This is a genomic window from Burkholderia sp. Ac-20345 (genome assembly GCF_017104825.1).
GTDB lineage: Bacteria > Pseudomonadota > Gammaproteobacteria > Burkholderiales > Burkholderiaceae > Burkholderia > Burkholderia lata_B.
Genome location: NZ_JAAGPO010000050.1, coordinates 20227 through 46797 on the forward strand (window position 1 = coordinate 20227; position 26571 = coordinate 46797).

Sequence of the window (26571 nt, forward strand, 5' to 3'; positions counted from 1 at the left end):
AAAACGTTTGTGACTTCGCGATGACGCAAGCGACGCTTGTTTCGCAAAAAGCACGATACAAACGTCTGACGGATAGATCCGTCGGACGACGCGGACTCGATTGTATCGGGGATGTTGCGGCGCGGGAGGAAATCGTTGGCGGCGGTGTGCCGGCGTCGATGACGAATGATGATGCCGGGCAGCGGTGGGGGGGGGGGGCGCGATGCGGTGCCGCAGAATAAGGGAACGCATGCGCAAGCAATGGTAGAATCGCGTCCGCCCTCTTGCCGGGGTGATGAAATTGGTAAACATAGCGGACTTAAACGATTGAGTGCCCGCCCGGAAACGGTCGGTGCAGAACCCTTCAAATTCGGCGAAACCCCTGATGCGCGCATCGAGGCAACGCCGAGCCAAGCCTCGCGGTATCCGCGAGGAAGGTGTAGAGACTAGACGGGGGGCGCCTAAGGCGCACGGGCAGCAAGTACGCCCGCGCGCGACGGCGAAGGCATAGTCCAGCGCACGAACGGCATCGCGCACGCGACGCCGGCTTTGAAAGAAGCAGTGTGACGAAAATCCGCCGCCTTAATTGGCTTGCCGGTTCAAGTCCGGTCCCCGGCACCACGATCGCTTTCAGCGCGATTCGATGAAGGCACGAAAGCCCGCGAGAAGCCCAGCACTCGCGGGTTTTTTTTGCGGCGTGGCATCGGATGCGTTTGCCGCCGACCGAACGACGAAGCCACCGTCATCAGCGACTCGTCGAATGGACCGGCAGGGCGGTCTCCGGCGGTCTCCGGCGGCGTCACGGCGAGTCATCACAGGCGCGTGGTGGAACTCGCACTTCCTGACGAAGCTGCAAGCCCAACCACGAAAACGTCGCACCAGGAAGTGACGCGATGTCTATGAATCACACCTTTCGCGCATGAAGGTCAGGTTGCGCGTGCGCGACGTGTCGATGCGAAAGCGCGTCACCTCGTTACCCGAGCGTTCCACCGTCAAGACGCCGCGCATGACGGCCAGCTGACCGGCAGGGTCGAACGTGAAAATGTCGTCGGCTACAGGCTCCAGCCGGTAGCCGACACTGCCGGCGACGCCGTGCATGGTCAGGGTGAGTTCACCGTTCGTCACGGCGATCGTCGCACGTGCCGCGGCATCGTGACCGTGATACGTGCCCGCCAGACCTGCCGACGCATCGGAGCGCGATGGTGCGTGATCAGGCAGGCGCTCGAGCGTCTCCGCGTGACCGCAGTCCACCAGCTCGATCGCCGTTACGCGTGCCGCTGCCGTCGACGCGCAAGGTTTGATCAGCAGCGTTCCTCCTGTTCCTTCGTCGACCCGCAATCCGGCCTCCGTCTCGATGAGCGGCAGGGGCATCTGTTGGACGTTATGAAAGCTCGCGTTGATTTGCCCGTCGTGATCGCCGATCACGCAATACGTCCCGGACGCACGCGAGTGGTACTTGCCGAGCAAGGTTTCGTGCCCGGCAGTTTGCAAGGGCGCGGCAGGCTTCGCGCCAAGGATGGCATCGCCCAGCACGATATCGACTATCTGCGTAGCCAGTTCAACCACATTGGCTGCCGCGCCGTTGGTGAGAATGATGACGTCCAGTGCGTGCTTGGCCACGGTCAACATCTGACAGGTGCCGCCGAACACACCGCCGGCATGGTGCAGCAACTCCACGTCGCGATGCGGAGTGAGCATCAGCCCGAGGGTGTAGACGCCTTCCGCACCGCTCGAATAGCGCGGTTTGGTCAGCATCTGGCGCCAGCTTGCTTCGCTGCCGACACGCTTGGGGCCGCGCAGATGCGCGAGCCAGCGCAGCATGTCGTCGACCGTCGACACGATCCCGCCTTCACCGAGCACTTCCCACGTCGGAAAGAGGCCGCGCGTGTATCCGCCATTTCCATCCGGCACATGCTGGGTCGCCATGCGCGGACGGATGCGCATGTCGTCGGCGACCGACTCCGTGTCGACCATGCCGATCACATCGAAGATGCGTTTCTTCAGGAACGTCTCGAAGGGGATTCCGCTGACCCGCTCGATCGCGAGCGACAGCAGGTGATAGCCGCCGTTGCAGTAGATCATCCGCTCGCCCGGCGGGAAATTGACGTCGCGTTGCCGGATTTCGGCCGCCAGCGCGCCGCCACGCGGCAGCGTCGCGACGCCTTGCGCGAGCAGCGCGAGGTCGAGATAGCAGCGGTAGCCTCCTGTATGCGTCATCAGCTGGCGCAAGCTGGGGTCGCCTGCCAGCAGCGGCAGTTCAGGCAGGTACGTGCGAATCCCGGCGTCGATGTCGAGCTTGCCGTCTTCGGCAAGCAGGAGCGCGGCGAGGCAGGTGAAGTGTTTGCTGGTCGAGCCGATGCGCAAGCGTGTGGCCGGCGTATTGGCTACGCCGTGTTCCAGGCTTGCCATGCCGAAGCCTCGCCGGTAGAGGACTTCGCCTCGATGTGCGACGGCCACGACGAGGCCGGGTTCATCGCACTTGTTGAAACGTTCGAACAGGGAATCCAGTTGCTTGACGATGTCGTGCGATTCTTGTGTCATTTTCAGGTATCCCTATGATTTAGAACGGAACGGTAAGCGCCGCGCCGATCGTGCGGGGCTGGATCACGCTGACGAGAGCCGGACCGCCCATCGGTATCAGCGAAGTACCGGCGGCGATCAGGGCGCGGCGGTCGAGCAGGTTGCGAACATAGAACGCCAGGCTGAACTTCTTGAAGTCCACGCCTGCTTGCAAGTCCGTGATCGCGTAGCCTGGCAACGGGTAATCCGGCCGGCCCGAGCTGGCGTCGAACCCGCTATGACGTCGACCGACAAATCGCTGGGTAATACCGGCATACGACGGATAGCCGTGTGCGGTGAACAGATAGGTGCCCGAGAGCGTCGCGGAGACCTTGGCCGAGTTCGGCAATGGCGCGCCCGCCGTCGTACCCGCGCTCGCATTGCCGGACGTCAGGCTGGCGTCGATGAGCGACAGGTTCGCACTGAAGTGCCAGTGCGGGTCGGGACGGAACGTGCCGGAGAACTCCAGGCCCTTGATTCGCGCGTTGCCGGCGTTGATGACCTGGTTGACGCCATCGACGGTGCCGAGCTGCTGGATATTCTTCCACTCGATGTCGTAGACAGACGTCTCCAGCGACAGCCGCTTGTCGAGCAGGTCGGCCTTGTAGCCCGCCTCATAGCTCCACAGCGTGTCGGGCGCGAAGGTGGCGCTACCCGCCGCGCGCATGCCGGTGAGTGGATCGATCAGCAGTGCATTCGGGCCACCGGGCCGGTATCCGCTGGCGATGCGGACATACGCATTGCTGTTGGGGGTCAGCGCATAGCGCGCGGTAAACATGTAGGTCTTGCTGGTGTCCGACGACGGTGCCGAGACGGTCTGCGTCGGGCCGGCGAGCGTACCGGAGGTCGTCTGATCGTAGGTCTGGGTGTTGTGGGCGATCCGGACGCCGCCGGTCAGCGAAAGGCGCGGCGTGAGGTGATAGGTCAGGTCGCCGTATGCCGCGTACTCGTTGTACGTGCTGGGCGCCTGGATCTCCGACAGGTTCGGGCCGGGCGAGCCATCGGGCAAGGTCGTCAGAAAGCCCTCGCTCAAATTGCTGCGCTCGTGCGTATAGAAGAGTCCGGCCAGCCACTCGAGTCGCTGGTTGCCCGGCGACGTCAGGCGAAACTCCTGGGTCACCTTGTTCGTGGTGGCGACATTCCTGGCGACCACCGAACCCAGGTCCAGCCCCTGGGCCGCAAATAGCGGCCCATATACGCCGGTCAGGTCTTGCGGCGCGCTCGAGTTGATCCTTTGATACGACGTGATCGAGTTCAGGCGCGCCCAGCCGAGTTCGTATTCAACCCCGGCCGAATAGAGCTGGATGTTTTGGTGAAACGGCTGCAGCGCGAACTGTCGCGTTGTCAGGTCACCCCAGACCGGCTGCCCGTTGGTGCCATATTCAACGTAGTTCGGACCGTTGCGATTGATGTTTTGCGAGAGGGCGGTCAACCGGACCGTCAAATCCCGGGTCGGCGTCAGCAGCAACGACGCGCGGGCACCGTAGGTGTCGCCGCGATCGATGTGGGAGTCTGCCTTGGGGCCCACCGCGTCGACATAGCCGCCGTCGTGCTGGCCGAACACGGAGACGCGCAGCGCGGCAACGTCGGTCTTCAGCGGGATATTCAACGTTGCGTTGGCCGTCCCGCTCACACCGCCATGCGCGGTTCCCGACACGCCGGTGCCGACCTGCCCGGAAAACTGCCCCGAGTCCGGTTCGTTGGTCACGTATTTCAGCAGGCCGCCCATCGCACCCGCGCCATACAACGTGCCCTGCGGACCTCGCAGGATTTCCACGTGATTGAGGTCGAGCAGGCTCATGTCGAGCGCGAACGTTGCACTCTGGGAAAACAAGGTGCTGCCGCCGAACGCGACGTCGTCGACATACATGCCGACCGTCGGCCCTGTCTGAATACCCGTCGTCACGCCGCGGATACTGACTTGGCCCGACCCGCTGCCGCCACTGGCGTTCAAGTCGACACCCGGCTCCGCAGAGAGATAGTCGGACATCGTTTTCGCGCCGCTCTTCTGCAGTTCGTCGGCCGACAGTACATTGACCTGCATGGGTACTTCGCGAGCCGGTTCACGTCGGCGTGTCGCGGTCACCACGACGGTATTGAGCGTCGCGCCATCCTTGCCTTGCGCTTTCGACGTTTCCGCTGCAGGAGCATTCGGCACCGCGGCGTTGGGCGCCGCGGCAGGCGTCGCAGCGGATGCCGCATCGGGCGCGGCGATCTGCCGAGTCTGCACGGGCGTTTGCGCCTGTTCCTGCGCGTGCACGCCCAACGATGCCAACCCGAATACCGGTCCGACGAAGAGGGGGGCGTAACGCCCGCCGCGCCGCAGCGGTAACGTTGCCGAAACCGCCGGGTGCTTCGTCCGGTTTTTTGTCTTCACCATTGTCTCCTCCTGATTTTGCAATCGACTGAACGCGATGCCGTGTAGCGCAACTCAGGGTGAACGGTAAGTGCCGGTTATTTCTGGTTCATGTGGCGTTTGTATCGTTGGTGATACAAACGATCGGTGAGCGTGAAGGGCAGCCAGGCGGGCAGACGAGGTGGACGCGGGACGCAGACTTGTTTCGGGTTTGCAATAAAGGGCACACATGGGCCCTACATTCACGGGCGATAATCGAAGCCATCGCTCGCTGTCGGCCACGACCATGCACAGACCCCGCTTCGATTCAGCTTTCTATCGCCTGTTCTTCGTGATGATCTCGATCATCCTCGTGATGCAGATCAGTGCCGGCCTGCTGCTCTTCAAGCTCTACAGCACCGCTCCCTTCAAGCCGCCTCCGGGGATGAGTGCTTCGCTGCAGTGGGGCGCCGCCGTGATGATCCAGGTGCTGCCGGCGCTGATCTCGTCCTGGATCGGCGCGCGCATGCTGGCCGCCCCGTTCCGCACGCTGACCGTCGGTGCGGCTGAACTGTCGAGGAATATCGATGCGCCGCCCATCAAGGAAATCGGCCCTGTCGAGGCACGTCAGGCCGCCAGCGTGTTCAACACGATGCAGGCGTCGCTGCGGCGGCAAATGAGCGAGCGCAACCGCTTTCTCGCCGCCGTGTCGCACGATCTGCGCACGCCGCTGACGCGCATGAAGCTGCGCCTTCGATCTGCTCAGGATGTCGAATTGAGTGACCGTCTCAGAGACGATATCGACGAGATGACACAGCTTCTGGAGGCGACCCTGTCGTTTCTGCGCAATGAAGAGGTGGTCGAGGAATTCAGTCCGGTCGATATCAATGCACTGGTGGATGCCATCGCGGAAGATGCTGCCGAACACGGTCAGAAGGTGACGATCAGCGGTGAGGTGCCGCCGATCTCGGCACAACCGCTTGGCCTCAAACGCTGCCTGACGAATCTGGTTGCCAACGCGATTCGATACGGTGAAGACGCACACATCCGCCTGATCGACGCACCGTCGTGCGTGCGTATCCAGATCGTCGATCACGGCCCGGGCATACCGGAGTCGCAACTGGAGCGGGCGCTGGAGCCGTTCTACCGGGTGGAGAGTTCGCGCAACAGGAACACGGGCGGGACGGGGCTTGGCCTTGCCATCGCGAACGACGTCGTGAAGCGTCACGGCGGGGAACTGGTGTTGCGCAACGGTCCGGAAGGCGGTCTGGTGGCACAGGTCACGTTACCGTGTCGATAGGAGGGGCTCGGAGCAACCGTTGGCACTGCTCTGTTTCACGCTTGATACAGATTGCTCACAAAGCGGAAATAGCGCGTGCTTATAGTCGTTCCACCCCCTTCAATCCCTTTCGGCAGACCTCGTCATGAAGATATATACGGCTCAGCTTTCGACCGAAACCAATACGTTCGCTCCGTGCCCGACCGGATGGGGCGGCTTCGAGGAGTTCACCATCTTTCATGGCGACGCGAGTGTGCGCGAGCCCGATGGCATGGGGCATGTGCTCGCGGAAGTGCGGCGCCTCGCGGAGGGTGACAGTCACGACATCGTTGAAGGTCTGTGTGCCGAAGCCCAGCCGTCCGGCCGCACGATTCGTGCGGTCTACGAGTCCCTGAGAGACGAGATCCTCGATGGCGTGAAAGCCGCATTGCCGCTGGATGCCGTGATTCTGCTGCTGCACGGTGCGATGGTCGCAGAGGGTTACGACGATTGTGAAGGCGATCTGCTCGCCGGCGTTCGCGCCATTGTCGGCCCGGACGTTCCCATCTCGGTCACGCTCGACCCGCACTGTCATTTCACGCAACTGATGAAGGCGTCTGCAGATGTCCTGATCGCTTACAAGGAGTATCCGCATGTCGACGCCATCGATCGGGCGCGCGAGGCCTATCGGCTGGCGCTCGAAATGGCGGCCGGACGCATCCGTCCGACGACCGGCGTGTTCGACTGCCGGATGGTCGGTGCGTGGCATACCACCAGCGAACCGATGGCGGGGTTCGTTCGGCGCATGCAGTCGTTCGAAGGGCGCGACGGCGTGCTGTCGGTGTCGCTCGGCCACGGGTTCCCATGGGGCGACGTGCCGGAAGCCGGCGCGAAACTCTGGGTCGTGACGGACAACGATCTCGCCAAGGCCGACGCGCTGGCGGCGCAACTGGCGCGCGAGTTCTGGGAACTGCGCGACGCGACACGCCCCGCATGGCTCGATATCGATTCCGGACTGGATCGTGCGCTGGCGATCGAAGGCGGCCCGGTCGTGCTGGCGGATGTCGCGGACAATCCCGGCGGTGGCGCGCCGTGCGACAGCACGTTCATTTTGCGTCGCGTGGTCGAGCGACGGATTGCCAATGTTGCGATCGGGTGCTTCTGGGATCTCGGTGCCATCCAGATCTGCAAGGACGCGGGTGTCGGGGCCACGCTGGATCTGCGCATCGGTGGTAAGTGCAGTGTGTACTCCGGGGACCCGGTGGACCTGCGCGTCACGGTACGCAGCGTGGTGGAGCAGCATACGCAAAGCATCATGGGTCTCGAGCAACCGCTTGGCCGGGCGGTGTGGGTAGAAGCGGACAACGGGCTCGACATCGCGCTGATCTCGGTTCGCACCCAGGTGCTGGGCGTGGACGCCTTCACGGGCCTCGGCATCGACTTCGCCGGCAAGAAGCTGGTGGTCGTGAAATCGACGCAGCATTTTCAAACCGATTTCGCCCCGCGTTCGAAGGCCATCTTTCATATCGCCGCACCAGGCGCGCTCACGATGGATTTTGCGGGACTGGACTATCGGCATCGTGATCTCAACTACTGGCCGCGCGTGTCGAATCCGTTTGCGTCAGCGATGTGAATACATGCCGGCGCTGTTCGGCGCCGGCACGTATCAGGCGTCGGCGTGCACCCGTGTGAAGGCCAGATGTCGGGTACGCGCGGTATCGACGCGAAAGCCGGTGATGTTGTCGCGCGTTGCGTCGCGCGACAACGTGACGATGCCGGTCATGATGTCCATTGGATCGACCGGCACCAGTTCGAAAGCATCGTGGGCCAGCGGCGTGAGGCGGTAGTCGCAATGGCCTACCGTGCCGCGCATGCGAAGCATGAATGTGTCGTTGTCGAGCCGAATGATCGCGCGGGCATCGGCGTCGTGGCTTGCGAATGTGCCGGACATCGCGGCGGCGAGATGCGGCGTCATCGCGGGCGCTTCGCCGAGGCGTTCGAACGCTTCGACGTGGCCGCAGTGCACGATGCGCAGGCTGGAGAGATCGTTCGGTGTGCAAGACGATCCCCACCGTAACGCCAACGACCCGTCGCCGCTCGCGTCGACCTGGACGTCGTTCAGGTCATCGGCGCTGTCGTAGAGCGTCATCGAGGGCCTGGGGCAGAGCGGGCCCGTCAGCACCAGGGCGCCTTCATGATCTTCTAGTGCATACACGGCGCCGGTGCTGGACGACCGGTAGCTGCCGAGGCGTGCCATATGGTCGGCGGCGCGCGCCGCGACAGCCGGGCCATCGCGACCAAGCTCGTCCGCCAGCACGATGTCGACGACACGCTTCGACAGTTCGAGCGGTGCGTCGAGCGCGCCGTTGCTGAGCAATACGACGTCAAGTCCGTGCGCCACCGACACCAGCATCTGGCAAGTTCCGCCGACGACGCCACCGGCGTGGTGTATCAGCTCGACACCTCGATAGAGGCTCTGCGTGAGACCGAGCGAGTATTGGCTGCGTTGACCGCTGGAGAATACGGGCAACGCCAGCATCTGAAGCCAGGTATTGTCGTTGCCGACTATCTTGTTACCGCATCGCAGGTGCGCGGTCCATCTCAGCATGTCGTCGACGGTCGAGACGATCGAGCCTTCGCCCAGCAGTTCCCACGACGGAAAGATTCCGCGCCGGTATCCACCCTTGCTGTCAGGAACATGCATCGTCGCGATGCCGCGCTCGATCGTCATGTCGTTGGTTATGCACGCGGTGTCGTGCATGAGCAGGGGGGCGAAGATATGGGTCGCGAGGAATGCGTCGAAGCGCATCCCGCTCGCACGTTCAACGGCGAGCGAAAGCAGGTGATAGCCGCCGTTCGAATACATCATGCGTTCTCCCGGCGGAAAATTTTCGCCGCGCTGACGTTGCTGCGCGGCCAGGAGCGCGCCATGCGGCGACATGGCGAGACCCTGCGTCAGCAGTGCGAGGTCCAGTGCGCATCGCTGCCCGCCGCGATGCGACATCAACTGCCGCAGCGTCGGTCGGCCTGCGGCCGGCGGCAGCGCCGGCAGGTACGTGCCGATCGGGGCGTCGGCGTCGAGCGCGCCGCGCTCGGACAGGAGCAGCACGGCGAGGCAAGTGACATGCTTGCTGACCGAACCGATGCGCATGCGTGTGGCCGGTGTGTTGGCGATGCCGTGTTCGAGGCTGGCCATGCCGAAACCGCGCCGATACAGCAACTGGCCGCGATGGACGATGCCGGCGATCAATCCGGGTGCATCGGCGCGGTGATAGGGCGCGAACAGCGCGTCGAGCTGCGTCGTCGTGGCGGATGAATCCGAAGTCATCGTGATAGCTCAGCGAGAGGGGGCAGGGGCGCCCGCGTGGTCCCAGACTTGGGGCGGGCAGTGCAGCAGGCCGTCGATGTAGGCGACACCCGGCTCGCGATCGCGTGCGAGGAAGATCGGTCCGTCGAGATCGACGTGATCGCACTGTTGTCCGAGCAGAAACGCGGGGGCGATCGCCAGCGAGGTGCCTGCCATGCAACCGACCATCACGGACAAGCCGGCTGCGCGTACGCGCACGGCGAGGTCGAATGCGCGCGTCAGGCCGCCGCATTTGTCGAGCTTGAGGTTGACGATGTCGTAGCGCCGCGCGACGGCGGACAGGTCGCCGAGATCCTGAAACGATTCGTCGGCCGCAAGGGGGATTGGACAATCGATATGTTCGAGACAGGCGTCCGCGCCGATCGCAAACGGCTGTTCGAGCATGTAGACGTCAAGCTGTTGCAGCACCGGGATCATCGCGTCGAAGTGCGCGCGCGACCAGCCCTGATTCGCGTCGACGGCGAGCGGTATTTCCGGGTGGACCTCACGGATTGCGGAGAGGCGCGCGGCGTCGGCGGCGCCGCCGTCCAGCTTGACCTTCAGTGCCCGTGCGTGGGGCAGTCGCTGCGCGGCCCCGGCCATTGCATTGGGCGTATCCACGCCGATCGTCATCGTGGTCCGCAACGGGCGCGGCGCGCAGAGGCCCGCGATGCGCCAGACAGGCATGGCTAGCTGTTGTGATTCGAGCGCCCACAACGCCGCGTCGACCGCATTGCGAGCGCCGCCGGGCGGCAAGATGTCGAGCAACTGCGCGCGCGTGACCCCCGCTTCTATCGACGCCCGGACGCTTTCGATTTGCGCGGCGATGGATTCGGGTGTTTCACCCAGGTAAAAGACCCCGGATGCTTCGCCGTGGCCGGCGTGGTGTCCGTCGTCGACGGTAACACTCACGACGCGAGCGGCATCGATGACGTGGCCGGTGATATGGAACAGAGTGGCCAACGGCCAGCGTTCGATACGCAGCGAGAGTGAGAGCGTGCGGGGTGACATGGGAGAGGGAGGAAGAAGGGAATTACGCATAGCGTTCGATTGCCTCGCGGACACCACGGCCAGCCGCACGCATCAACATGCAGGCCGCAAAGAAGCCGAACGCCGCCACGCAGACGATCGACCACAGCAAGCCCTGGCTGAACGCGTGCAGACGATCTGACATGAAACCAATGAACACGGGGCTGCCGGACTGCACGACGATCGACGTCAGGGCGCCGATCGCCGCCACGCGCGAGCGCAGGTGGGCAGGGCAGATGTTCTGCATGATGGTGGGAAACAGAACCATGCCTGCGACCATGCAGGCGAGCTGTGCGCCGAAGAGCGTGTAGACCGGCGTAAGCGAGCCCACTGCCAGATAGAGGAACGATAGGCCACCGGCGACCAGCGCGCCACATTCACAGACACGCAGCGGCGCGAGCACGCCGAAGCGCGCTCTCATGCGGCCGGCAACGAGTCCGCTGAGCACGCAACCCGCGATACCACCGGCCATCGCCGCCACGCCCATGCCGCCGCCGGCTTCAGCCGGCGTAGCGCCGAAGGTTCGCACCGCCACGACCGGCATCCATGTCGCGACACCGCCGAACGACAGGTTGACCAGTCCGATGGCACCGAAGAACTTGGCCATCATGACGGCTTCGCGCCGGAAGTAGACCGGTGCGGACGGCAGCGGCGCGGAAGTCCGGTGACGCGTTGCGGATGCTTCCGTGTCGCCGTGCTTTCCGGGTCGGATGAGCAGCACCAGCACGGCCAGCACGGGGGCAGGCAGCGCAACGGCAAAGAACGCGAGCCGCCACGGCGCCAGATCGGCGAGGCCGGCCGGCAACGCGCCGTGCACCTCGGCGATGCCGTGCATCAGTGCGCCGCCGAGCGCCATCCCCGCACCTGCGCCCAGCAGGTTGGCGAGCGCGAAGATCGCATTGGCGAGCACGCGCTGGCGGGCAGGGAAGAGGTCGGGAATCAGGCCGTAGATCACCGGCACCAGTCCGGCTTCGCCGATCCCCAGCCCGACGGTGGCGATGAACAACTGCCAGAAGTGGGTGGTCACGCCGCAGATCGCAGTGGCAGCGCTCCAGACGAGGACACACGCGACCAGCACCACACGGCGATCCACGCGGTCGGCGACCCAGCCGATCGGCAACGAGGCCACGCCCGCGAACAGCGCGATGCCTGCGCCTTGCATCAGGCCGATCTGCGTGTCGGTCAGCCCGAAATCGTGGCGGATGGGCTCCGTCAGCAGGATCAGCATCTGACGGTCGACGAAGGCGAAGAACGCCACGATCACGAGAATCGCCAGGCCGAACCACGCGAGTGGTCCGGCGGGTGAATCCGATGGCGGGCTTGGGGCCGCCACGGGGGCGAGCAAATCGGGGTTGGAGTCGAACATGAGGGCTCCGTGATGAGAAGGCGGTTACTGCATGAACTGCTCGTTGCCCACGAGCCCGATGCGGTTCGCGCCGAGCCGCTGCGCGGACGCCATGACCATGGCGACGGCGCGGTAAGGCGCCGCCTTGTCGGGCCGCAAATGCAGTTCCGTCGGTGCGGGGTTGGCGGCGACGTCGTGCAAGCGCGTTTCCAGTTGCTCGCGCGAACCCAGCGTCTCGCCATTCCACGCGATGGTGCCGTCGGCCGCGATATCGATCTGCACCACCGGCGGTGTCTGCGGTTGCGACGGCGGCGTGTCGGTCGGCATGTCCAGCTTGACCGCGTTCGTCTGGATGGGAATGGTGAGGATCAGCATGATGAGCAGGACCAGCATCACGTCGATGAGCGGTGTGGTGTTGATCTCGATCATCACGTCGGCTTCGTCGGCGTTGCCGGTGGGCATCGTCATAGCCATCTCGGGTCTCCTTGTCGGTATGGAGGGATCATTGGCGCGGCGGCGGTTCGGTGATGAAGTCGACCTTGACGATGCCCGCCCGCTGGCAGGCAAACACGACGCGGCCGATGGCGGCGTAGCGCGCGTCGAGATCGCCGCGGATGTGGACTTCGGGTTGCGGCGATTGCGCCGCGACCGCCTTGAGCTTCTCGACGAGCGTTGCCGCGTCGGGTACGCGCCGTTCGTCCCAGAACACGTCGCCTTCTTTCGTCACGGCGAGAATCACGTTCTGCGGGGTCGTTTGCAGCGGCTGCACGGCTTCCTTGGGCAGCGTGACCGGCACGGTGTGCGATACCACCGGAATCGTGATGAGGAAGATGATCAGCAGCACCAGCATCACGTCGACCAGTGGCGTCGTGTTGATGGACGACATGGTCTCGTCGTGCTCGGCGCCGTCGCGGGGGCCTACGGTCATGGCCATGGCTTACCCCACGCGGGTGAGGGCAGCGGCCTTGGTCGCGGCGGCGGCCCCGGCCGTGGTCGTACCGGTCAGGATGACGATGTGCAATTCCGTCGAAAACCCGCGCACGCGCTCCATCACCGCCTTGTTGCGGCGCACGAGCCAGTTGTAGCCGAGCACGGCGGGCACTGCGACAGCCAGGCCGATCGCGGTCATGATCAGCGCTTCGCCGACCGGCCCCGCGACCTTGTCGATGGAAGCCTGGCCCGCGATGCCGATGGCCGTCAGCGCGTGATAGATGCCCCAAACCGTGCCGAACAGGCCAATGAACGGCGCGGTCGACCCGACGGTGCCGAGAAATGCGAGGCCGTCCTGCAGGCGGCTCGAGACGGACGTGGTCGCCCGCTCGATGGCCGCCGCGACCCAATCGTTGAGGTCGACCTGTTCGACCAGCGCGCCTTCGTGATGATCGAATGCCGCGAGACCTGCTTCGGCGATGAAGCGGAACGGACTGCCGGCGTCCAGTTTCTTCGTGCCTTCGCCGAGACTGCCCGCTTTCCAGAAACCCGTCTCTGCCGCCTTCGCGCGGCGCAGCACACGCGCTTGCTCGAGCAGTTTCGCAACGATGATGTACCAGCTGCCCATGGACATGACGACCAGAATGAGCAGCGTGCCTCGTGCGATGAAATCGCCGCCCTTCCAGAGCGCATCGAGGCCGTAGGGATTCGTTACCGTGTCGGTGGCGGCGTGGGCGGCGCTGGCCGCGAAGAACAGAGCCGTCACCAGGGCGGCCTTGCGGGTACGGTTGATCATGAATGTCTCCTGAAATGCGTTGGCAGGTAGAAAAGGAACGGCTGTCGAGCGCAGCCTCAATCGAGCTTGAAAGAGAAGGGCACTTGCACGCGGACTTCCTCGCCCTGGGCGACGCAGTGGAACTGCCGCACGGCGTTTTCCGCGGCCCTGTCGAGAACGGGCGCGGCTGACTGGGTCACGCTCAGGTCCTTGACGTTGCCGTCGGTGCCGACCACGAACGTCACGACGACGTCGCCGGTCAGGTTGTCCTTGAGCGCTTCACGCGGATAGCGAATGGCGGCGCGGACCTGCGTCGAGTTGGGACACACCACGCCGACGCTCGTCGACACCGGCGCTGCAGCGGCGGGCGGTGCCGGCGGCGCGACGGGGGCCGACGGCGCGGGCGTGGTCGACTGCGTGGTGATCGCGTTCTGCGACGGGGGCGCCGCAACGCGCACTTCCGGGGGCGGCACGAACGGCGGCGGTGGCGCGACGTGCTTCGGCGGCGGCGGTGCGATCTGCTTCGGCGGTGGTGGTGGAGGGGGCGGCGGCTTGATCTCTTCGATGATTCGCGTCTCGATCGGCTGACGAATCACGTCCACGACTTTCGTCGCGAGACCGGTAAGCAATGCGTAGACGATCGCCGCGTGCAATCCGACCACGAAGGCGATGCCGCCAATGCGCCGGACAGGTGGCTTGGGTTGTGCGTAGTTCATGTCCCGCGTGTCTCCTGCCTCGATATGACCTGGGAGCCACGTTAAGACCCGGGCATTTCTGTTTCATATCGGCTTTGTATCCGCGCTGACACAAAGGCATTCCGGTTGGGCAAGGTTGCGGCAGGAGGCGCGAAGCGAGGCGGGGCGGCGAAGGCGGACGATGTTCAGCGACGTCTCTTCGGGAAAACACCGGGCGGGTTATCCATGATGCGAATGCTCATCAGGCGTCCCGATTTCTTCGGATGACCTTGTGGGGCAAGGTGCGGCGGCAATTATTTCAAGGCTGCAATAATTCGTGCAAAAAGCCCTTATATTGGCGGGCAATAATGAGTGTGGGGCACATCACACCGCCGCAACATCGGAGACAAGACGCCGTGAACAAAGCGATTCGTATTCTCGTCGTCGACGACGACTCGCAGATTCGCAGCCTGTTGTGCGACTGCCTTGCAGACTTCGGCATGACGACCGCGCAAGCCGGCACTGGCGCCGAAATGCATCTCGCGCTTGGCGAGGGCGGCTTCGATCTCGTGGTGCTCGACCTGATGCTGCCGGACGACGACGGCCTCAATCTCTGCCGCGAGATTCGCGCGACGTCGGAGATCCCATTGATCATCCTGACCGCGCGCGGCGAGATGACCGACCGGATCGTCGGGCTGGAACTGGGCGCCGACGACTATATCGTCAAGCCGTTCGAGCCGCGTGAACTGGTCGCGCGCATCCAGACGATCCTGCGTCGCGTGCGTGCGCAGACGCAAGGCCGCACGAGGGCGCAGGAGGAAAGCCGCTTCGCCGGATGGCGGCTTCACCAGATTGGCCGCCACCTGATTGCCGCCGACAACACGGTCATTCCGCTGTCGAACGCGGAATTTCGCTTGCTCAATGCGTTCCTCGCCGCGCCGGGGCGTGTGTTGAGCCGCGAATACCTGATGGATACCGCTCGCGGCAAGTCGATCGACACGTTCGATCGCAGCATCGACGTGCAGATATCACGCCTGCGTCACAAGCTGCGCGAGGACATCAAGGAGCCGCGCCTGATTCGCACGATTCGCGGGGAAGGCTACATGCTCGATGTCGGTCATCGTTAGGTATGCGTGCTGTTCATTGCCCTGATCGTGCACGGTTGTTGCGCATTGCCGAACGCGAACCACAGGTCGTCGTGATCTCTCGCAGGTCCGTGCATGCGTCGATCGGGCGGGCGCGGCATCCGGCCCGGCATCAGCTGTTTCCCGCTTCAGCGGCACGCCGCCGATATCGTCCGACGCATTCGGTATGCGGCCGCGGCGACACCTGCAAATTCCCGCCTGGACCCGGTTCGAAGCGGCACGGCCACGCATGTCCGCCCGCCGCGGCGGCCCCGCCCGCTGGTCGTCCGGTTCCAGACATGGCAAATCTGCTCACCGTGGTCGAGCGGGTTGGTCATCGACGTTCGCCGCCATAGGGCATAAATTTCCAAGGTTGACGTGCCTATCCGCACGCCAGCCCGCGCGCAGGCCGGCAACCGGCCGCGCGTTCCTAATCAGCGTGAGACACAATCGAGCGTGGAGACGACACGATGAGCCTGTCAGAGCCATTGCGTCTGCATGTGCCGGAGCCCACCGGGCGCCCGGGCTGCAAGACGGACTTTTCCTATCTGCATCTATCGCCGGCCGGCGCCGTTCGCCGCCCGCCGATCGACGTTGCCGCGGCGGACACCGCCGATCTCGCCCGCAGCCTAGTGCGCGTGCTCGACGACAGCGGCAAGGCCGTCGGCCCGTGGGCACCGGATCTCGACGATGCGCGGCTGATCGCCGGCCTGCGTGCGATGCTCAAGACCCGCATTTTCGACGCGCGCATGATGATCGCGCAGCGCCAGAAAAAAATCTCCTTCTACATGTTGAGCCTCGGCGAAGAGGCGATCGGCACCGCGCACGCGATGGCGCTGCGCGACGGCGACATGTGCTTCCCGACCTACCGCCAGCAGAGCATCCTGATCGCGCGCGACGTGCCGCTCGAACGGATGATCTGCCAGCTGATGTCGAACGAAGGCGACCCGCTGAAAGGCCGCCAGCTTCCCGTGATGTACTCGGACCGCGACGCGGGCTTCTTCTCCATCTCCGGCAACCTCGCGACCCAGTTCATCCAGGCTGTCGGCTGGGCGATGGCGTCGGCGATCAAGGGCGACACGAAGATCTCGTCCGCGTGGATCGGCGACGGCGCGACGGCGGAATCCGACTTCCACACCGCGCTCACGTTCGCGCACGTGTACCGCGCGCCGGTCGTGCTGAACGTCGTCAACAACCAGTGGGCGATCTCGACGTTCCAGGCGATCGCGGGCGGCGAAGGCACGACCTTCGCCGGGCGCGGCGTCGGCTGCGGGATCGCGTCGCTGCGCGTCGACGGCAACGACTTCCTCGCGATCTACGCGGCGTCGAGCTGGGCCGCCGAACGCGCGCGCCGCAACCTCGGCCCGACGCTGATCGAGTGGGTGACCTACCGTGCGGGCGCGCATTCGACGTCGGACGATCCGACCAAGTACCGGCCGAGCGACGACTGGTCCCATTTCCCGCTCGGCGATCCGATCGAGCGCTTCAAGCGCCACCTGATCGTCAAGGGCATCTGGTCGGACAGCGCGCACGAAGCGTTGACGGCCGAGCTCGAGGCCGAGGTGATCGCCGCGCAGAAGGAAGCGGAGAAATACGGCACGCTGGCCGACGACCGGATTCCGTCGCCGGCTTCGATGTTCGACGACGTGTACAAGGAGCTGCCGGCGCACCTGCGCCGTCAGCGCCAGGAACTGGGAGCGTGATCATGGCGCAACAAGAGACAGGCACGGCAGCGCAGCCGATGACGATGATCCAGGCGCTGCGCTCGGCGATGGACGTGATGCTCGGGCGCGACAGCGACGTGGTCGTGTTCGGGCAGGACGTCGGCTATTTCGGCGGCGTGTTCCGCTGTACAGAAGGACTGCAGAACAAATACGGCAAGTCGCGCGTGTTCGATGCGCCGATCTCCGAGAGCGGGATCGTCGGCGCGGCGGTGGGGATGGGCGCATACGGGCTGCGCCCGGTGTGCGAGATCCAGTTCGCCGATTATTTCTACCCGGCATCCGACCAGATCGTGTCGGAAGGCGCGCGGCTGCGCTATCGCTCGGCGGGCCAGTTCATCGCGCCGATGACGATCCGCATGCCCTGCGGCGGCGGCATCTACGGCGGCCAGACCCACAGCCAGAGCCCGGAGGCGATGTTCACGCAGGTGTGCGGGCTGCGCACGGTGATGCCGTCGAATCCGTACGACGCGAAAGGGCTCTTGATCGCGTCGATCGAGAACGACGATCCGGTGATCTTCCTCGAGCCGAAACGGCTGTACAACGGGCCGTTCGACGGCCATCACGACCGGCCGGTCACGTCGTGGCTCAAGCATCCGGCAAGCGCGGTGCCCGAGGGCTACTACACGGTGCCGCTCGATACGGCCGCCGTGGTGCGGCCCGGCAACGACGTGACGGTGCTGACCTACGGCACGACGGTGCACGTGTCGCTTGCCGCGGCCGAGGAGACGGGCATCGATGCGGAGGTGATCGACCTGCGCACGCTGTGGCCGCTCGACCTCGACACGATCGTCGCGTCGGTGCGCAAGACCGGGCGCTGCGTCGTGGTGCACGAGGCGACGCGCACCTGCGGCTACGGTGCGGAACTGGTGTCGCTGGTCCAGGAACATTGCTTCTACCACCTCGAGGCGCCGGTCGAGCGCACGACGGGCTGGGATACGCCGTATCCGCATGCGCAGGAATGGGCGTACTTTCCGGGCCCGGCCCGGGTCGGTGAAGCGTTGCGACGCGTGATGGAGGCGTGAGATGGGGATTCATGTCATCAAGATGCCGGATATCGGCGAAGGGATTGCCGAGGTCGAGCTGGTGGCCTGGCACGTGGAAGTCGGGCAGACGATCAAGGAAGACCAGCCGCTCGCGGATGTGATGACCGACAAGGCGGCGGTCGAGATTCCGTCGCCCGTGACGGGCAAGGTGATCGAGCTCGGCGGCCGGATCGGCGAGATGATGGCGGTCGGCAGCGAGCTGATTCGCCTCGAGGTCGAAGGCGACGGCAACCTGAAGGCCGGCGCACCGGTGCGAGAATCAAAGGTAGAAACCGCACCGGTCGCGGCAGCGCCGTCGAAGGCGGCGGCCGAGGCGTCGGCGGAATCGCAGGCAAAGCCTGCAGCAAGGCACGCCCCCGCGGAGCCGCGTCGTGCGAAGCACGCCGAGCACACGGAGCACGCAGAGCCGCCGCGCGCGGCGCTCGCGCCGGGCGAACGGCCGCTCGCGTCGCCGGCGGTACGCCAGCGCGCGTGGGACATGGGCATCGAGCTGCGCTATGTGCGCGGCACGGGTGAAGCAGGGCGGATCCTGCACGCGGATCTCGATGCGTTTGCACGCACCGGCAGCGGTGCGGCGCGCGGATCACGCGGTTCGCAAGCGCATGGCTACGACGAACGCAACGACGAAACCGACGTGCCGGTGATCGGCTTGCGGCGCGCGATCGCGCGCAAGATGCAGGAAGCGAAGCGCCGCATTCCGCACTTCAGCTACGTCGAGGAGATCGACGTTACCGAGCTCGAATCGCTGCGTACGGATCTGAACCGCCGCTACGGCGACACGCGCGGCAAGCTCACGCCGCTGCCGCTGCTGATCCGTGCGATGGTGATCGCGTTGCGCGACTTTCCGCAGATCAACGCGCGTTTCGACGACGAAGCGGGTGTCGTCACGCGCTACGGCGCGGTGCACATGGGCGTCGCGACGCAGACGGACGGCGGCCTCACGGTGCCCGTGCTGCGCCACGCCGAAGCGCGCGACGTGTGGTCGATTTCCGCTGAAATCGCGCGGCTCGCCGATGCGGTGCGCGCGAACCGCGCGCAGCGCGACGAGCTGAGCGGCTCGACGATCACGATCTCGAGCCTTGGCGCGCTCGGCGGCATCGTGTCGACGCCGGTCATCAATCATCCCGAGGTCGGCATCGTCGGCGTGAACCGGATCGTCGAGCGGCCGATGATCCGCGACGGCGCGGTTGTCGCGCGCAAGATGATGAACCTGTCGTCGTCGTTCGACCATCGCGTCGTCGACGGTGCGGACGCGGCCGAATTCATCCAGGCCGTGCGTGCGGTGCTCGAGCGCCCGGCACTGCTGTTCGTGGAGTGAGCGCGATGAAGAACGAACACACCACGCTGCTCGTGATCGGCGGCGGCCCGGGCGGCTACGTCGCCGCGATTCGCGCCGGCCAGCTCGGCATTCCGACCGTGCTCGTCGAGCGCGACCGGCTGGGCGGCACGTGCCTGAACATCGGCTGCATTCCGTCGAAGGCGCTGATCCACGTGGCCGACGCATTCGAACAGGCCCGCGGCCACGCGGGCGAGGGCGCGCTCGGGATTCGCGTGCGCACGCCCGAGATCGACATCGCGAAAAGCGTTGCATGGAAGGACGGTATCGTCGACCGGCTGACGCGCGGCGTCGGCGCGCTGCTCAAGAAGAACGGCGTGCGCGTGCTGCACGGCGACGCGCAGGTGGTCGACGGCAAAACCGTCGATGTCGTTGCCGGTGGCCACGCGACGCGCATCAGCTGCGAGCACCTGTTGCTCGCGACCGGCTCCGAACCGGTCGCGCTGCCGTCGATGCCGTTCGGCGGGCATGTCGTGTCGTCCACCGAAGCGCTGTCGCCCGCGACGCTGCCGAAGCGGCTGGTCGTCGTCGGGGCCGGGTATATCGGGCTCGAACTCGGAATCGTCTATCGCAAGCTCGGCGTCGACGTGAGCGTCGTCGAAGCGGCGGAGCGCGTGTTGCCCGCATACGATGCCGAACTCGCGCGGCCGGTTGCCGATTCGCTCGCGCGGCTGGGCGTGCGGCTGCTGCTCGGCCACAAGGTGCTCGGGCTCGCGGAGCACGGTGCGGTGCGCGTGCAGGCCGCCGACGGCGCGGAGCAGACGCTGCAGGCCGACCGCGTGCTGGTTGCGGTCGGCCGCCGGCCGCGCGTCGACGGCTTCGGGCTCGAGTCGCTGCCGCTCGATCGCAATGGCCACGCGCTGTGGATCGACGACGAGTGCCGGACGTCGATGCGCAACGTCTGGGCGATTGGCGACGTTGCCGGCGAGCCGATGCTCGCGCATCGCGCGATGGCGCAGGGCGAGATGGTGGCCGAGCTGATCGCCGGCAAGCGCCGCAAGTTCATGCCTGCGTCGATCCCGGCTGTGTGCTTCACCGATCCGGAGATCGTCACGGCCGGCTGGTCGCCGGACGACGCGCGTGCGGCCGATGTCGATTGCGTGAGCGCGTCGTTCCCGTTCGCGGCAAACGGGCGCGCGATGACGCTGCAGGCGACCGACGGCTTCGTGCGCGTCGTCGCGCGGCGCGACAACCACCTGATCGTCGGCTGGCAGGCGGTCGGGCGCGGCGTGTCGGAGCTGGCTGCCGCGTTCTCGCAGTCGCTGGAGATGGGCGCGCGGCTGGAGGACATCGGCGGCACGATCCATGCGCACCCGACGCTCGGCGAGGCGCTGCAGGAAGCCGCGCTGCGTGCACTCGGGCACGCGTTGCACGTCTGACGCGTACTACGCACGGCAAGAAGCCGCCGATGCGCGACGTGCGCATCGGCGGCTTTCCGTTTGCCGAGCCGGTTTTTGCACCGGCGCGTGCGCTGTTCGTCAGGACGGCGCGCGGAGGTCGGCGCGTTGCGCCGTCACCTCTCGATAGAACGCATCGATCGAATCGACCATCTGCGACAGCCCCGGCTGTTCGAGCGGATAGTGACCCGCGTTGTCCAGCATGACGACCTTCACCGGTACCTTCCGCACGCGCTGCAGGAACGGTTCGCTCAGGTGCAGCGGCGTCCAGCGGTCCGCGGCCGGTTGCGTGAGCAGGATCGGGCACACGGCGAAATCCTCCGGCTCGACCGCCGGCCGGTACGACATGTAGGAATCGAGAAACGCGATCGTCATCGCGTTGCCGGCGGAGGTGCGATCGGACAGCCACACCGTCAGCGCATCCCGGTCGTTGACGAGTGCGGACATCTTGCTGGCGAGCGTCATCGGCACCCGCATCGATTTCAGCGGGGTCATCGCGGAGAGATGCATCATCGGGCCGCCGACGCGGCTCATGAACACGTTGCGCGCGGTTTCGTCGCGCACCTGCTGCAGGCGCTGGTCGAGGAAGGTCATGCCGACGATGCCCTTGACCTTGCCGTTCAGCGCGGCCACGTGATACGTGAGCATGCCGCCCGCGCTCAGCCCGTAGAGCACGATCGGCCGGTCGTCCTTCGCACGCTCCGCGTCGATCAGGTCGCTGCCCGCGCGCACCCAGTCGTCGTAGCGGACCAGCGCGCCCCTGGCGACCTCGGTCATCCCGTATTCGGGCATGTCGACCGCGATCGTTTCGTAGCCGCGGCGCGCCAGCTGCTCGCCGAGGATCATCGACATCTGCCGGCCGTTGGTGCCCACGCCATGGAACAGGATCACCTTCACCCGCGCTTGCGGGTTGCGGTACGTGTCGAGATGCATGCGATGGCCGTGCCAGGACCACCATTCTTCCGTCGGTTGCCGGCCGTCCTTCCACTGGAAGTCGGTCGGAAGGAATTTCTGCATGTCGCGCCAGGCGGGCTGGTCTGCGTAGGTCTTGGGCATGGTGGCGGACTCCGGGGGATTGGGCGAAACGGCATCGTCGGCCAGTGCCGGCGCGAGCGCTGCGGCCGACAGGCCGGCGGCCAGCAGTAGCGTGCAGGCCGGACGAAAGAGCGAAGAGAGCTTCATGGTGATCGACGCCGTGCGGGTTGCGATGTCGTTCATCATCGGCGCGCGGGCTCGCGCGATCCATGCTGGGGCAGGCCAACCGCTTTAGAATCTAGGCCAACCCACGTCGCGAGGCGTCTGATGAATGTCTGGAACTTTGCCCGCAGCCCGGCTTCCGTCCTGCTGATGATCGACTTCGGTCGCGATCGTAAGATCGCGCCGCAGGCGTTGCTCAAGGGTTCGCAGCTCACGCTGAAGCAGCTCGCCGACCCGGATTTCACGGTGCTGGCCGCGCAGGAGCTGGCGGTGGCGTCGAACCTGCTCGACCTGACCGCCGGCGAGGCCGGCGTCGGCCTCAAGGTTGGCCTGTCGTACCAGCTTTCGGCGTACGGCCTGCTCGGGTACGGGCTGCTGAGCAGCGCGACCGGCATGGACGCGGTCGCGCTCGCCGGCCGCTACCTGGCGCTGACCTATACGTTCGTCGGGATGACGTTCCGCCGGGCCGGGCCGCACGACGTGATTCAGTTCGATGCGTCGCCGGAGCTCGCCGCGAACGTGCAGCGCTTCTTCGTCGAACGCGCGATGGGGGCGACGTGCCGCGTGCTGCGCGACGTGATCGGCAGCGCGTTCGAACTCGCGACGTTCGATCTCGTGTATGCCCCCGACCTCGGCCCCGGCCCCGGCCCCGGCGCCGACGCGAAGCAGCTGGTGCTCGGCGCGAAGATCCGGCACGGCCAGCCCGCCAGCACGCTCACGTTCGAGCATGCGCATCTCGAGCGGCCGTTGCCGCAGGCGAATGCCGCGACCGCGGCGATGTGCGAGCGCATGTGCGCCGAACTGATCACGCGCAGGCGCACGCGCGTCGACCTCGTATCGTTCCTGAACGAATACCTGGCCACGCGCCCGTTCGACCGGCCGCCGCAGCTGAAGGACATCGCGACGCTGCTCAACACCAGCGAGCGCACGTTGAAGCGCCGGTTGCAGGAAGAGGGCGCATGCTTTCGGGACATTTCGAGCGCAGTGCGCAAGACCCGCGCGCAGGCGCTGATCGCGGAAGGACGGCTGTCGATCAAGGAAATCGCGCAGGAACTGGGATTCAGCGACATGTCGTCGTTCTCGCAGGCGTACAAGCGCTGGACGGGCGTCGCGCCGAGCGTGTCGCGGCAGGCGGCGTCGGGTTCGTAGCGCGCCCCTGGTGAAGCAAGTACGCCCTGTAATTTTTTGAGATGTTGGGTGGTTGTCTGCGCCGAGTCGGCCGACGATCATGTGAGAAGCCGGAAACCGGGCCGTTCCCGGCCCGCCAACGCAGGCTCCACACGGAAGAACCGGACATGAAATTGCTGCTCGTCGGCGCGACCGGACTCGTCGGGCGTCACGTCCTCGAAGTCGCGCTTGCCGATGCGCGGGTCGATCAGGTGATCGTCCTCGCGCGCCGCCCGTTGTCGCCGCACCCGAAGATGCGCGCGATCGAGGTCGATTTCGATCATCTGCCCGACGTGGCCGACTGGTGGCATGCTGATGCCGTGATCTGTACGCTCGGCACCACGATGCGGGTCGCAGGCTCTCAGGCGGCATTCCGGCGCGTCGACCACGACTATCCGCTCGCGGTCGCGCGGCTCGCGCATCGCTCCGGCACACCGGCTTACGTGCTGAATTCCGCACTCGGCGCGGATCCGGCGTCGCGCATCTTCTACAGCCGCGTGAAGGGCGAGGTCGAGCAGGCGCTTGCCGGCGTCGGGTTTGCGTCGCTCACTTATGTGCGGCCCGGCCTGATCGGCGGCAGCCGCGACGAATTCAGGTTCGGCGAGCGGCTGCTGGTGTTCGCGTTGAACGTGGCCGGCCCCGTGTTGCCGGCGAAGTGGCGCGTGAATCCCGCGTCGCGGATCGCGCGCGCGATGCTCGACGCGGCGATCGACGCGCGGCCGGGTGTGCAGGTCATCGCGTCGGATCGGCTCGCCTGACGCGGAACGGGCGGCACGCGCCGGTCACTGGCCCGCGAAGCCGTCGAGCCCGCCGAACTGTTCGGCGAGCGCCGCCCTGAACGCGTCCAGCGCTTCGCTGCCGTCGCAGTTCCGCGGTGTCGCGAGCTGGAATTCGACCGTGTGGCTCAGCTTGCTCGCGAGCAGCCGGCGCATCTTGCCCGCGGCAACCCACGGCGCCGCGACATGGTCGGGCAGGAAGCCGACATGCGCGCCGGAGAGAATGAAGATAACGTCGGCGTCGACGTTTTCGGAGAACGCGGTCGGCTGCGCGTTGCGCAGCGCCGCACCCGACGTGTTCGTCTTGTAGAGCCGCGCGACGTTGCTCGCGTTCGCGATGTCGTTGACCGACACGGTCTTTTTCGCAAACAGCGGATGCCGGGCGCCGCAGTGCAGCGACTGGTGTTCGACGAATAGCGGTGCGTAGTGCAGGCCGGCCTGGTGGCCGGAAAAGTAGCCGATCGCGAGCTGCAGTTCGCCTTTCAGCAGCCTGCGCTCCAGCTCGTCGGGCGGTACCGCGATCATCTCGATTAGCACGTCCGGCGCCCGTTCGCGGAAACGGCCGACGCCTGCCGCGATCGATTCGACGATGTCCGGTGCGAGCCGCTCGGACAGCCCGATGCGCAGTTCGCCGAGCAACGTGCCCGACACGTGCTGCGTATCGCGTGTGAACACGTCCATCGCGTGCAGGAGCCGCCGCGTCGACTGCAGCACGCGGTCGCCCTTCGGCGTCAGCCGGAAACCGCTCTTGCCGCGATCGCACAGCCGGAACCCGAGACGCGTCTCGAGCTTGGCCATGTGCGTGCTGATCGTCGAAGGCGCCATTCCGAGCGTGCCCTGCGCGGCGCTGAAGCCGCCGCTTTCGACGATCGTCAGAAAGAGCCGCAGCAACTGCACATCCATGTCTCTCAATCGGGTCAGCATGGCGATACGTCGCGTTTCGTGAAGTCGGCTTATATTAGTTCATATTTTTCGTCGGATGCCGTGACGGCAGAATCGGGCACGAGGTCGCCAGCCGCGCGGCCGTTCCCCGACATACAGGAATCCGACGATGAGCCAGAACGATTTCGCCTTCACGCGCGACAGCCTCTACGGCACGCAGGCCGAACCGACCTTCGCGGGCGCGACGAGCTTCATGCGCCGGCGTTTCAGCCGCGATCTCGACGGCGTCGACCTCGCGATCACCGGCGTGCCGTTCGATTCCGCCGCATCGCACCGGCCCGGCACGCGCTTCGGCCCGCGCGGGTTGCGGATCGCATCGACGGGCATCGCGTGGGAGCGCCCGTGGCCGTGGTCGTTCGATCCGTTCGACGTGCTGGCCGCGGTCGACTACGGCGATTGCGCATTCGATCTCGGGCAGCCCGAATCGGTGCCGGGCGCGATCGAGCGGCATGCCGACGCGATCCTCGCGCGCGGCTGCGCGATGCTGACGCTCGGCGGCGATCACTTCATCACGTATCCACTGCTGAAGGCGCATGCGAAGGTGCACGGGCCGCTGTCGCTGGTGCATTTCGATGCGCATACCGACACGTGGCCCGACCGCGACGTGAAGCGCATCGATCACGGCACGATGTTCTATCACGCGGCGCGGGAAGGGTGGGTCGTCCCCGAACGATCGGCGCAGATCGGTATCCGGACGACCAACGACGAGCCGATGGGCTTCGATATCCAGGATGCGCGCCGCGTGCATGCGTCGACGCCCGCCGAGGTGGCCGCGCGCATTCGCGAACGGGTCGGCGAACATCCCGTGTACCTGACGTTCGACATCGACTGCCTCGATCCGGCGTTCGCGCCGGGCACGGGCACGCCGGTTTCGGGCGGGCTGTCGAGCCATCAGGCGTTCGAGATCCTGCGGCACCTGGAAGGCATCAACCTGGTCGGCATGGATGTGGTCGAAGTGTCGCCGCCGTATGATCATGCGGAAATCACGTCGCTGGCCGGCGCGACGATCGCACTGGAGCTGATCTGCCTGTATGCATCGCGCCGGCGGCGGACCATGGAAAAATCGAACGATGACTGAACTCACCTGGCGCAGGGCCGTTCCCGGCGATGCGGCCGCGTGCATCGCACTGCGCGGCAAGACGCGCGAGAATGCATTCACCGAGGCGCAGTTGCGCGGCCTCGGCATCACCGTCGAAAGCTGGGGCGACGGGATCCGCGACGGCCTGTTCTCGGGCCACATCTGCTGCGCGAACGGGCGCATGGTCGGCTACTGCTTCGGCGATACCGATTCGGGCGAGATCGTCGTGCTTGCGATCCTGCCCGAGTACGAAGGGGCGGGGATCGGCAAGCGGCTGCTGCGGCAGGTGATCGACGAGTTCGCGGCGAACGGTTTCGCGTCGCTGTTCCTTGGATGCTCGACCGATCCGACATCGCGCTCGCACGGCTTCTACCGACATCTGGGCTGGACGCCGACGGGGAGGTTCGACGAAGCGGGCGACGAAATCCTGACGCTGCGGATCGGACAGCACGTGTGACGGCACGCGTCGGGCGGAGCCCGGCGCATCGTCGATGCGTAAAACTGTTTCGTCATACCAAGCGATAGCGCGACCGTGCCACCCGCGCTGACCTACGATG

22 protein-coding genes are annotated in these 26571 nt (G+C 65.8%); 11 read left to right on the top strand and 11 right to left on the bottom strand.

What is annotated here, in order from left to right; genetic code table 11:
* Positions 1 to 876: 876 nt before the first annotated feature.
* Together G3O06_RS19430 and G3O06_RS19435 are read right to left on the bottom strand one after the other, a co-directional pair.
* Positions 877 to 2520: a serine hydrolase domain-containing protein gene (locus tag G3O06_RS19430; RefSeq protein WP_205817159.1), complete on the bottom strand. Its 1644-nt coding sequence runs from the start codon at positions 2518 to 2520 to the stop codon at positions 877 to 879.
* Between the two features lie 19 nt (positions 2521 to 2539).
* The gene (locus G3O06_RS19435; RefSeq protein ID WP_205817160.1) at positions 2540 to 4918 is read right to left on the bottom strand and encodes a TonB-dependent receptor; all 2379 of its coding nucleotides are present in this window, start codon (positions 4916 to 4918) and stop codon (positions 2540 to 2542) included.
* Between the two features lie 262 nt (positions 4919 to 5180).
* Here G3O06_RS19435 and G3O06_RS19440 point away from each other — a divergent pair, with 262 nt between their 5' ends.
* Both G3O06_RS19440 and G3O06_RS19445 read left to right on the top strand, forming a co-directional pair.
* On the top strand, positions 5181 to 6173 hold the full coding sequence (locus G3O06_RS19440) for an ATP-binding protein (RefSeq protein WP_205817161.1): 993 nt from the start codon (positions 5181 to 5183) through the stop codon (positions 6171 to 6173).
* A 124-nt stretch (positions 6174 to 6297) separates the two neighbouring features.
* Positions 6298 to 7764 (top strand): M81 family metallopeptidase, encoded by a 1467-nt coding sequence (locus G3O06_RS19445; RefSeq protein ID WP_205817162.1) that lies wholly within the window; start codon positions 6298 to 6300, stop codon positions 7762 to 7764.
* A gap of 33 nt (positions 7765 to 7797) precedes the next feature.
* On the opposite strand, the gene G3O06_RS19450 is transcribed toward G3O06_RS19445, so the two are convergent.
* The 7 genes from G3O06_RS19450 to G3O06_RS19480 form a co-directional block, all read right to left on the bottom strand.
* On the bottom strand, positions 7798 to 9459 hold the full coding sequence (locus G3O06_RS19450; RefSeq protein WP_205817163.1) for a serine hydrolase domain-containing protein: 1662 nt from the start codon (positions 9457 to 9459) through the stop codon (positions 7798 to 7800).
* Positions 9460 to 9468: 9 nt separating this feature from the next.
* Positions 9469 to 10440 (bottom strand): dipeptide epimerase, encoded by a 972-nt coding sequence (locus G3O06_RS19455; protein ID WP_241020137.1) that lies wholly within the window; start codon positions 10438 to 10440, stop codon positions 9469 to 9471.
* Positions 10441 to 10510: 70 nt separating this feature from the next.
* A complete protein-coding gene (locus tag G3O06_RS19460; protein WP_205817165.1) occupies positions 10511 to 11872 on the bottom strand; it encodes an MFS transporter in 1362 nt (453 codons plus the stop codon).
* A gap of 24 nt (positions 11873 to 11896) precedes the next feature.
* On the bottom strand, positions 11897 to 12325 hold the full coding sequence (locus tag G3O06_RS19465) for a biopolymer transporter ExbD (protein WP_205817166.1): 429 nt from the start codon (positions 12323 to 12325) through the stop codon (positions 11897 to 11899).
* A gap of 28 nt (positions 12326 to 12353) precedes the next feature.
* Complete coding sequence (locus G3O06_RS19470; protein ID WP_174998210.1) at positions 12354 to 12785, bottom strand: biopolymer transporter ExbD; 432 nt, start codon at positions 12783 to 12785, stop codon at positions 12354 to 12356.
* Positions 12786 to 12788: 3 nt separating this feature from the next.
* Positions 12789 to 13577, bottom strand: coding sequence for a MotA/TolQ/ExbB proton channel family protein (locus tag G3O06_RS19475; protein WP_205817179.1), 789 nt, complete (start codon positions 13575 to 13577; stop codon positions 12789 to 12791).
* Positions 13578 to 13633: 56 nt separating this feature from the next.
* The gene (locus G3O06_RS19480; RefSeq protein WP_174915213.1) at positions 13634 to 14272 is read right to left on the bottom strand and encodes an energy transducer TonB; all 639 of its coding nucleotides are present in this window, start codon (positions 14270 to 14272) and stop codon (positions 13634 to 13636) included.
* 326 nt (positions 14273 to 14598) lie between these two features.
* Between G3O06_RS19480 and G3O06_RS19485 the strand changes: the two genes are divergently transcribed.
* The 5 genes from G3O06_RS19485 (at position 14599) to lpdA (ending at position 20836) form a co-directional block, all read left to right on the top strand.
* A complete protein-coding gene (locus tag G3O06_RS19485) occupies positions 14599 to 15357 on the top strand; it encodes a response regulator transcription factor (protein WP_174915302.1) in 759 nt (252 codons plus the stop codon).
* Positions 15358 to 15824: 467 nt separating this feature from the next.
* Complete coding sequence (locus tag G3O06_RS19490) at positions 15825 to 17057, top strand: 3-methyl-2-oxobutanoate dehydrogenase (2-methylpropanoyl-transferring) subunit alpha (RefSeq protein ID WP_043182179.1); 1233 nt, start codon at positions 15825 to 15827, stop codon at positions 17055 to 17057.
* Positions 17058 to 17059: 2 nt separating this feature from the next.
* Positions 17060 to 18100, top strand: a complete 1041-nt coding sequence (locus G3O06_RS19495) for an alpha-ketoacid dehydrogenase subunit beta (protein ID WP_174998205.1) — start codon at positions 17060 to 17062, stop codon at positions 18098 to 18100.
* Position 18101: 1 nt separating this feature from the next.
* The gene (locus G3O06_RS19500; protein ID WP_205817167.1) at positions 18102 to 19439 is read left to right on the top strand and encodes a dihydrolipoamide acetyltransferase family protein; all 1338 of its coding nucleotides are present in this window, start codon (positions 18102 to 18104) and stop codon (positions 19437 to 19439) included.
* 5 nt (positions 19440 to 19444) lie between these two features.
* On the top strand, positions 19445 to 20836 hold the full coding sequence (lpdA, locus tag G3O06_RS19505; RefSeq protein WP_205817168.1) for a dihydrolipoyl dehydrogenase: 1392 nt from the start codon (positions 19445 to 19447) through the stop codon (positions 20834 to 20836).
* A 99-nt stretch (positions 20837 to 20935) separates the two neighbouring features.
* Here lpdA and G3O06_RS19510 read toward each other — a convergent pair whose 3' ends face one another.
* Positions 20936 to 22036 (bottom strand): alpha/beta fold hydrolase, encoded by a 1101-nt coding sequence (locus G3O06_RS19510; protein WP_241020138.1) that lies wholly within the window; start codon positions 22034 to 22036, stop codon positions 20936 to 20938.
* A gap of 120 nt (positions 22037 to 22156) precedes the next feature.
* Between G3O06_RS19510 and G3O06_RS19515 the strand changes: the two genes are divergently transcribed.
* Positions 22157 to 23200 carry an AraC family transcriptional regulator gene (locus G3O06_RS19515; protein WP_205817169.1) on the top strand — a complete coding sequence of 348 codons (1044 nt, stop codon included), beginning with the start codon at positions 22157 to 22159 and terminating at the stop codon, positions 23198 to 23200.
* Between the two features lie 146 nt (positions 23201 to 23346).
* Complete coding sequence (locus tag G3O06_RS19520) at positions 23347 to 23976, top strand: NAD(P)H-binding protein (RefSeq protein ID WP_205817170.1); 630 nt, start codon at positions 23347 to 23349, stop codon at positions 23974 to 23976.
* 24 nt (positions 23977 to 24000) lie between these two features.
* Here the strand turns inward: G3O06_RS19520 and G3O06_RS19525 are convergent, their stop codons facing one another.
* Positions 24001 to 24918: a LysR family transcriptional regulator gene (locus G3O06_RS19525; protein ID WP_205817171.1), complete on the bottom strand. Its 918-nt coding sequence runs from the start codon at positions 24916 to 24918 to the stop codon at positions 24001 to 24003.
* Between the two features lie 127 nt (positions 24919 to 25045).
* Between G3O06_RS19525 and speB the strand changes: the two genes are divergently transcribed.
* Together speB and G3O06_RS19535 are read left to right on the top strand one after the other, a co-directional pair.
* Positions 25046 to 26014, top strand: coding sequence for an agmatinase (gene speB, locus G3O06_RS19530; protein ID WP_174915220.1), 969 nt, complete (start codon positions 25046 to 25048; stop codon positions 26012 to 26014).
* Positions 26007 to 26471 (top strand): GNAT family N-acetyltransferase, encoded by a 465-nt coding sequence (locus G3O06_RS19535; RefSeq protein WP_205817172.1) that lies wholly within the window; start codon positions 26007 to 26009, stop codon positions 26469 to 26471. Before speB ends, G3O06_RS19535 begins: the two co-directional genes overlap by 8 nt.
* The last annotated feature ends 100 nt before the right edge of the window (positions 26472 to 26571 follow it).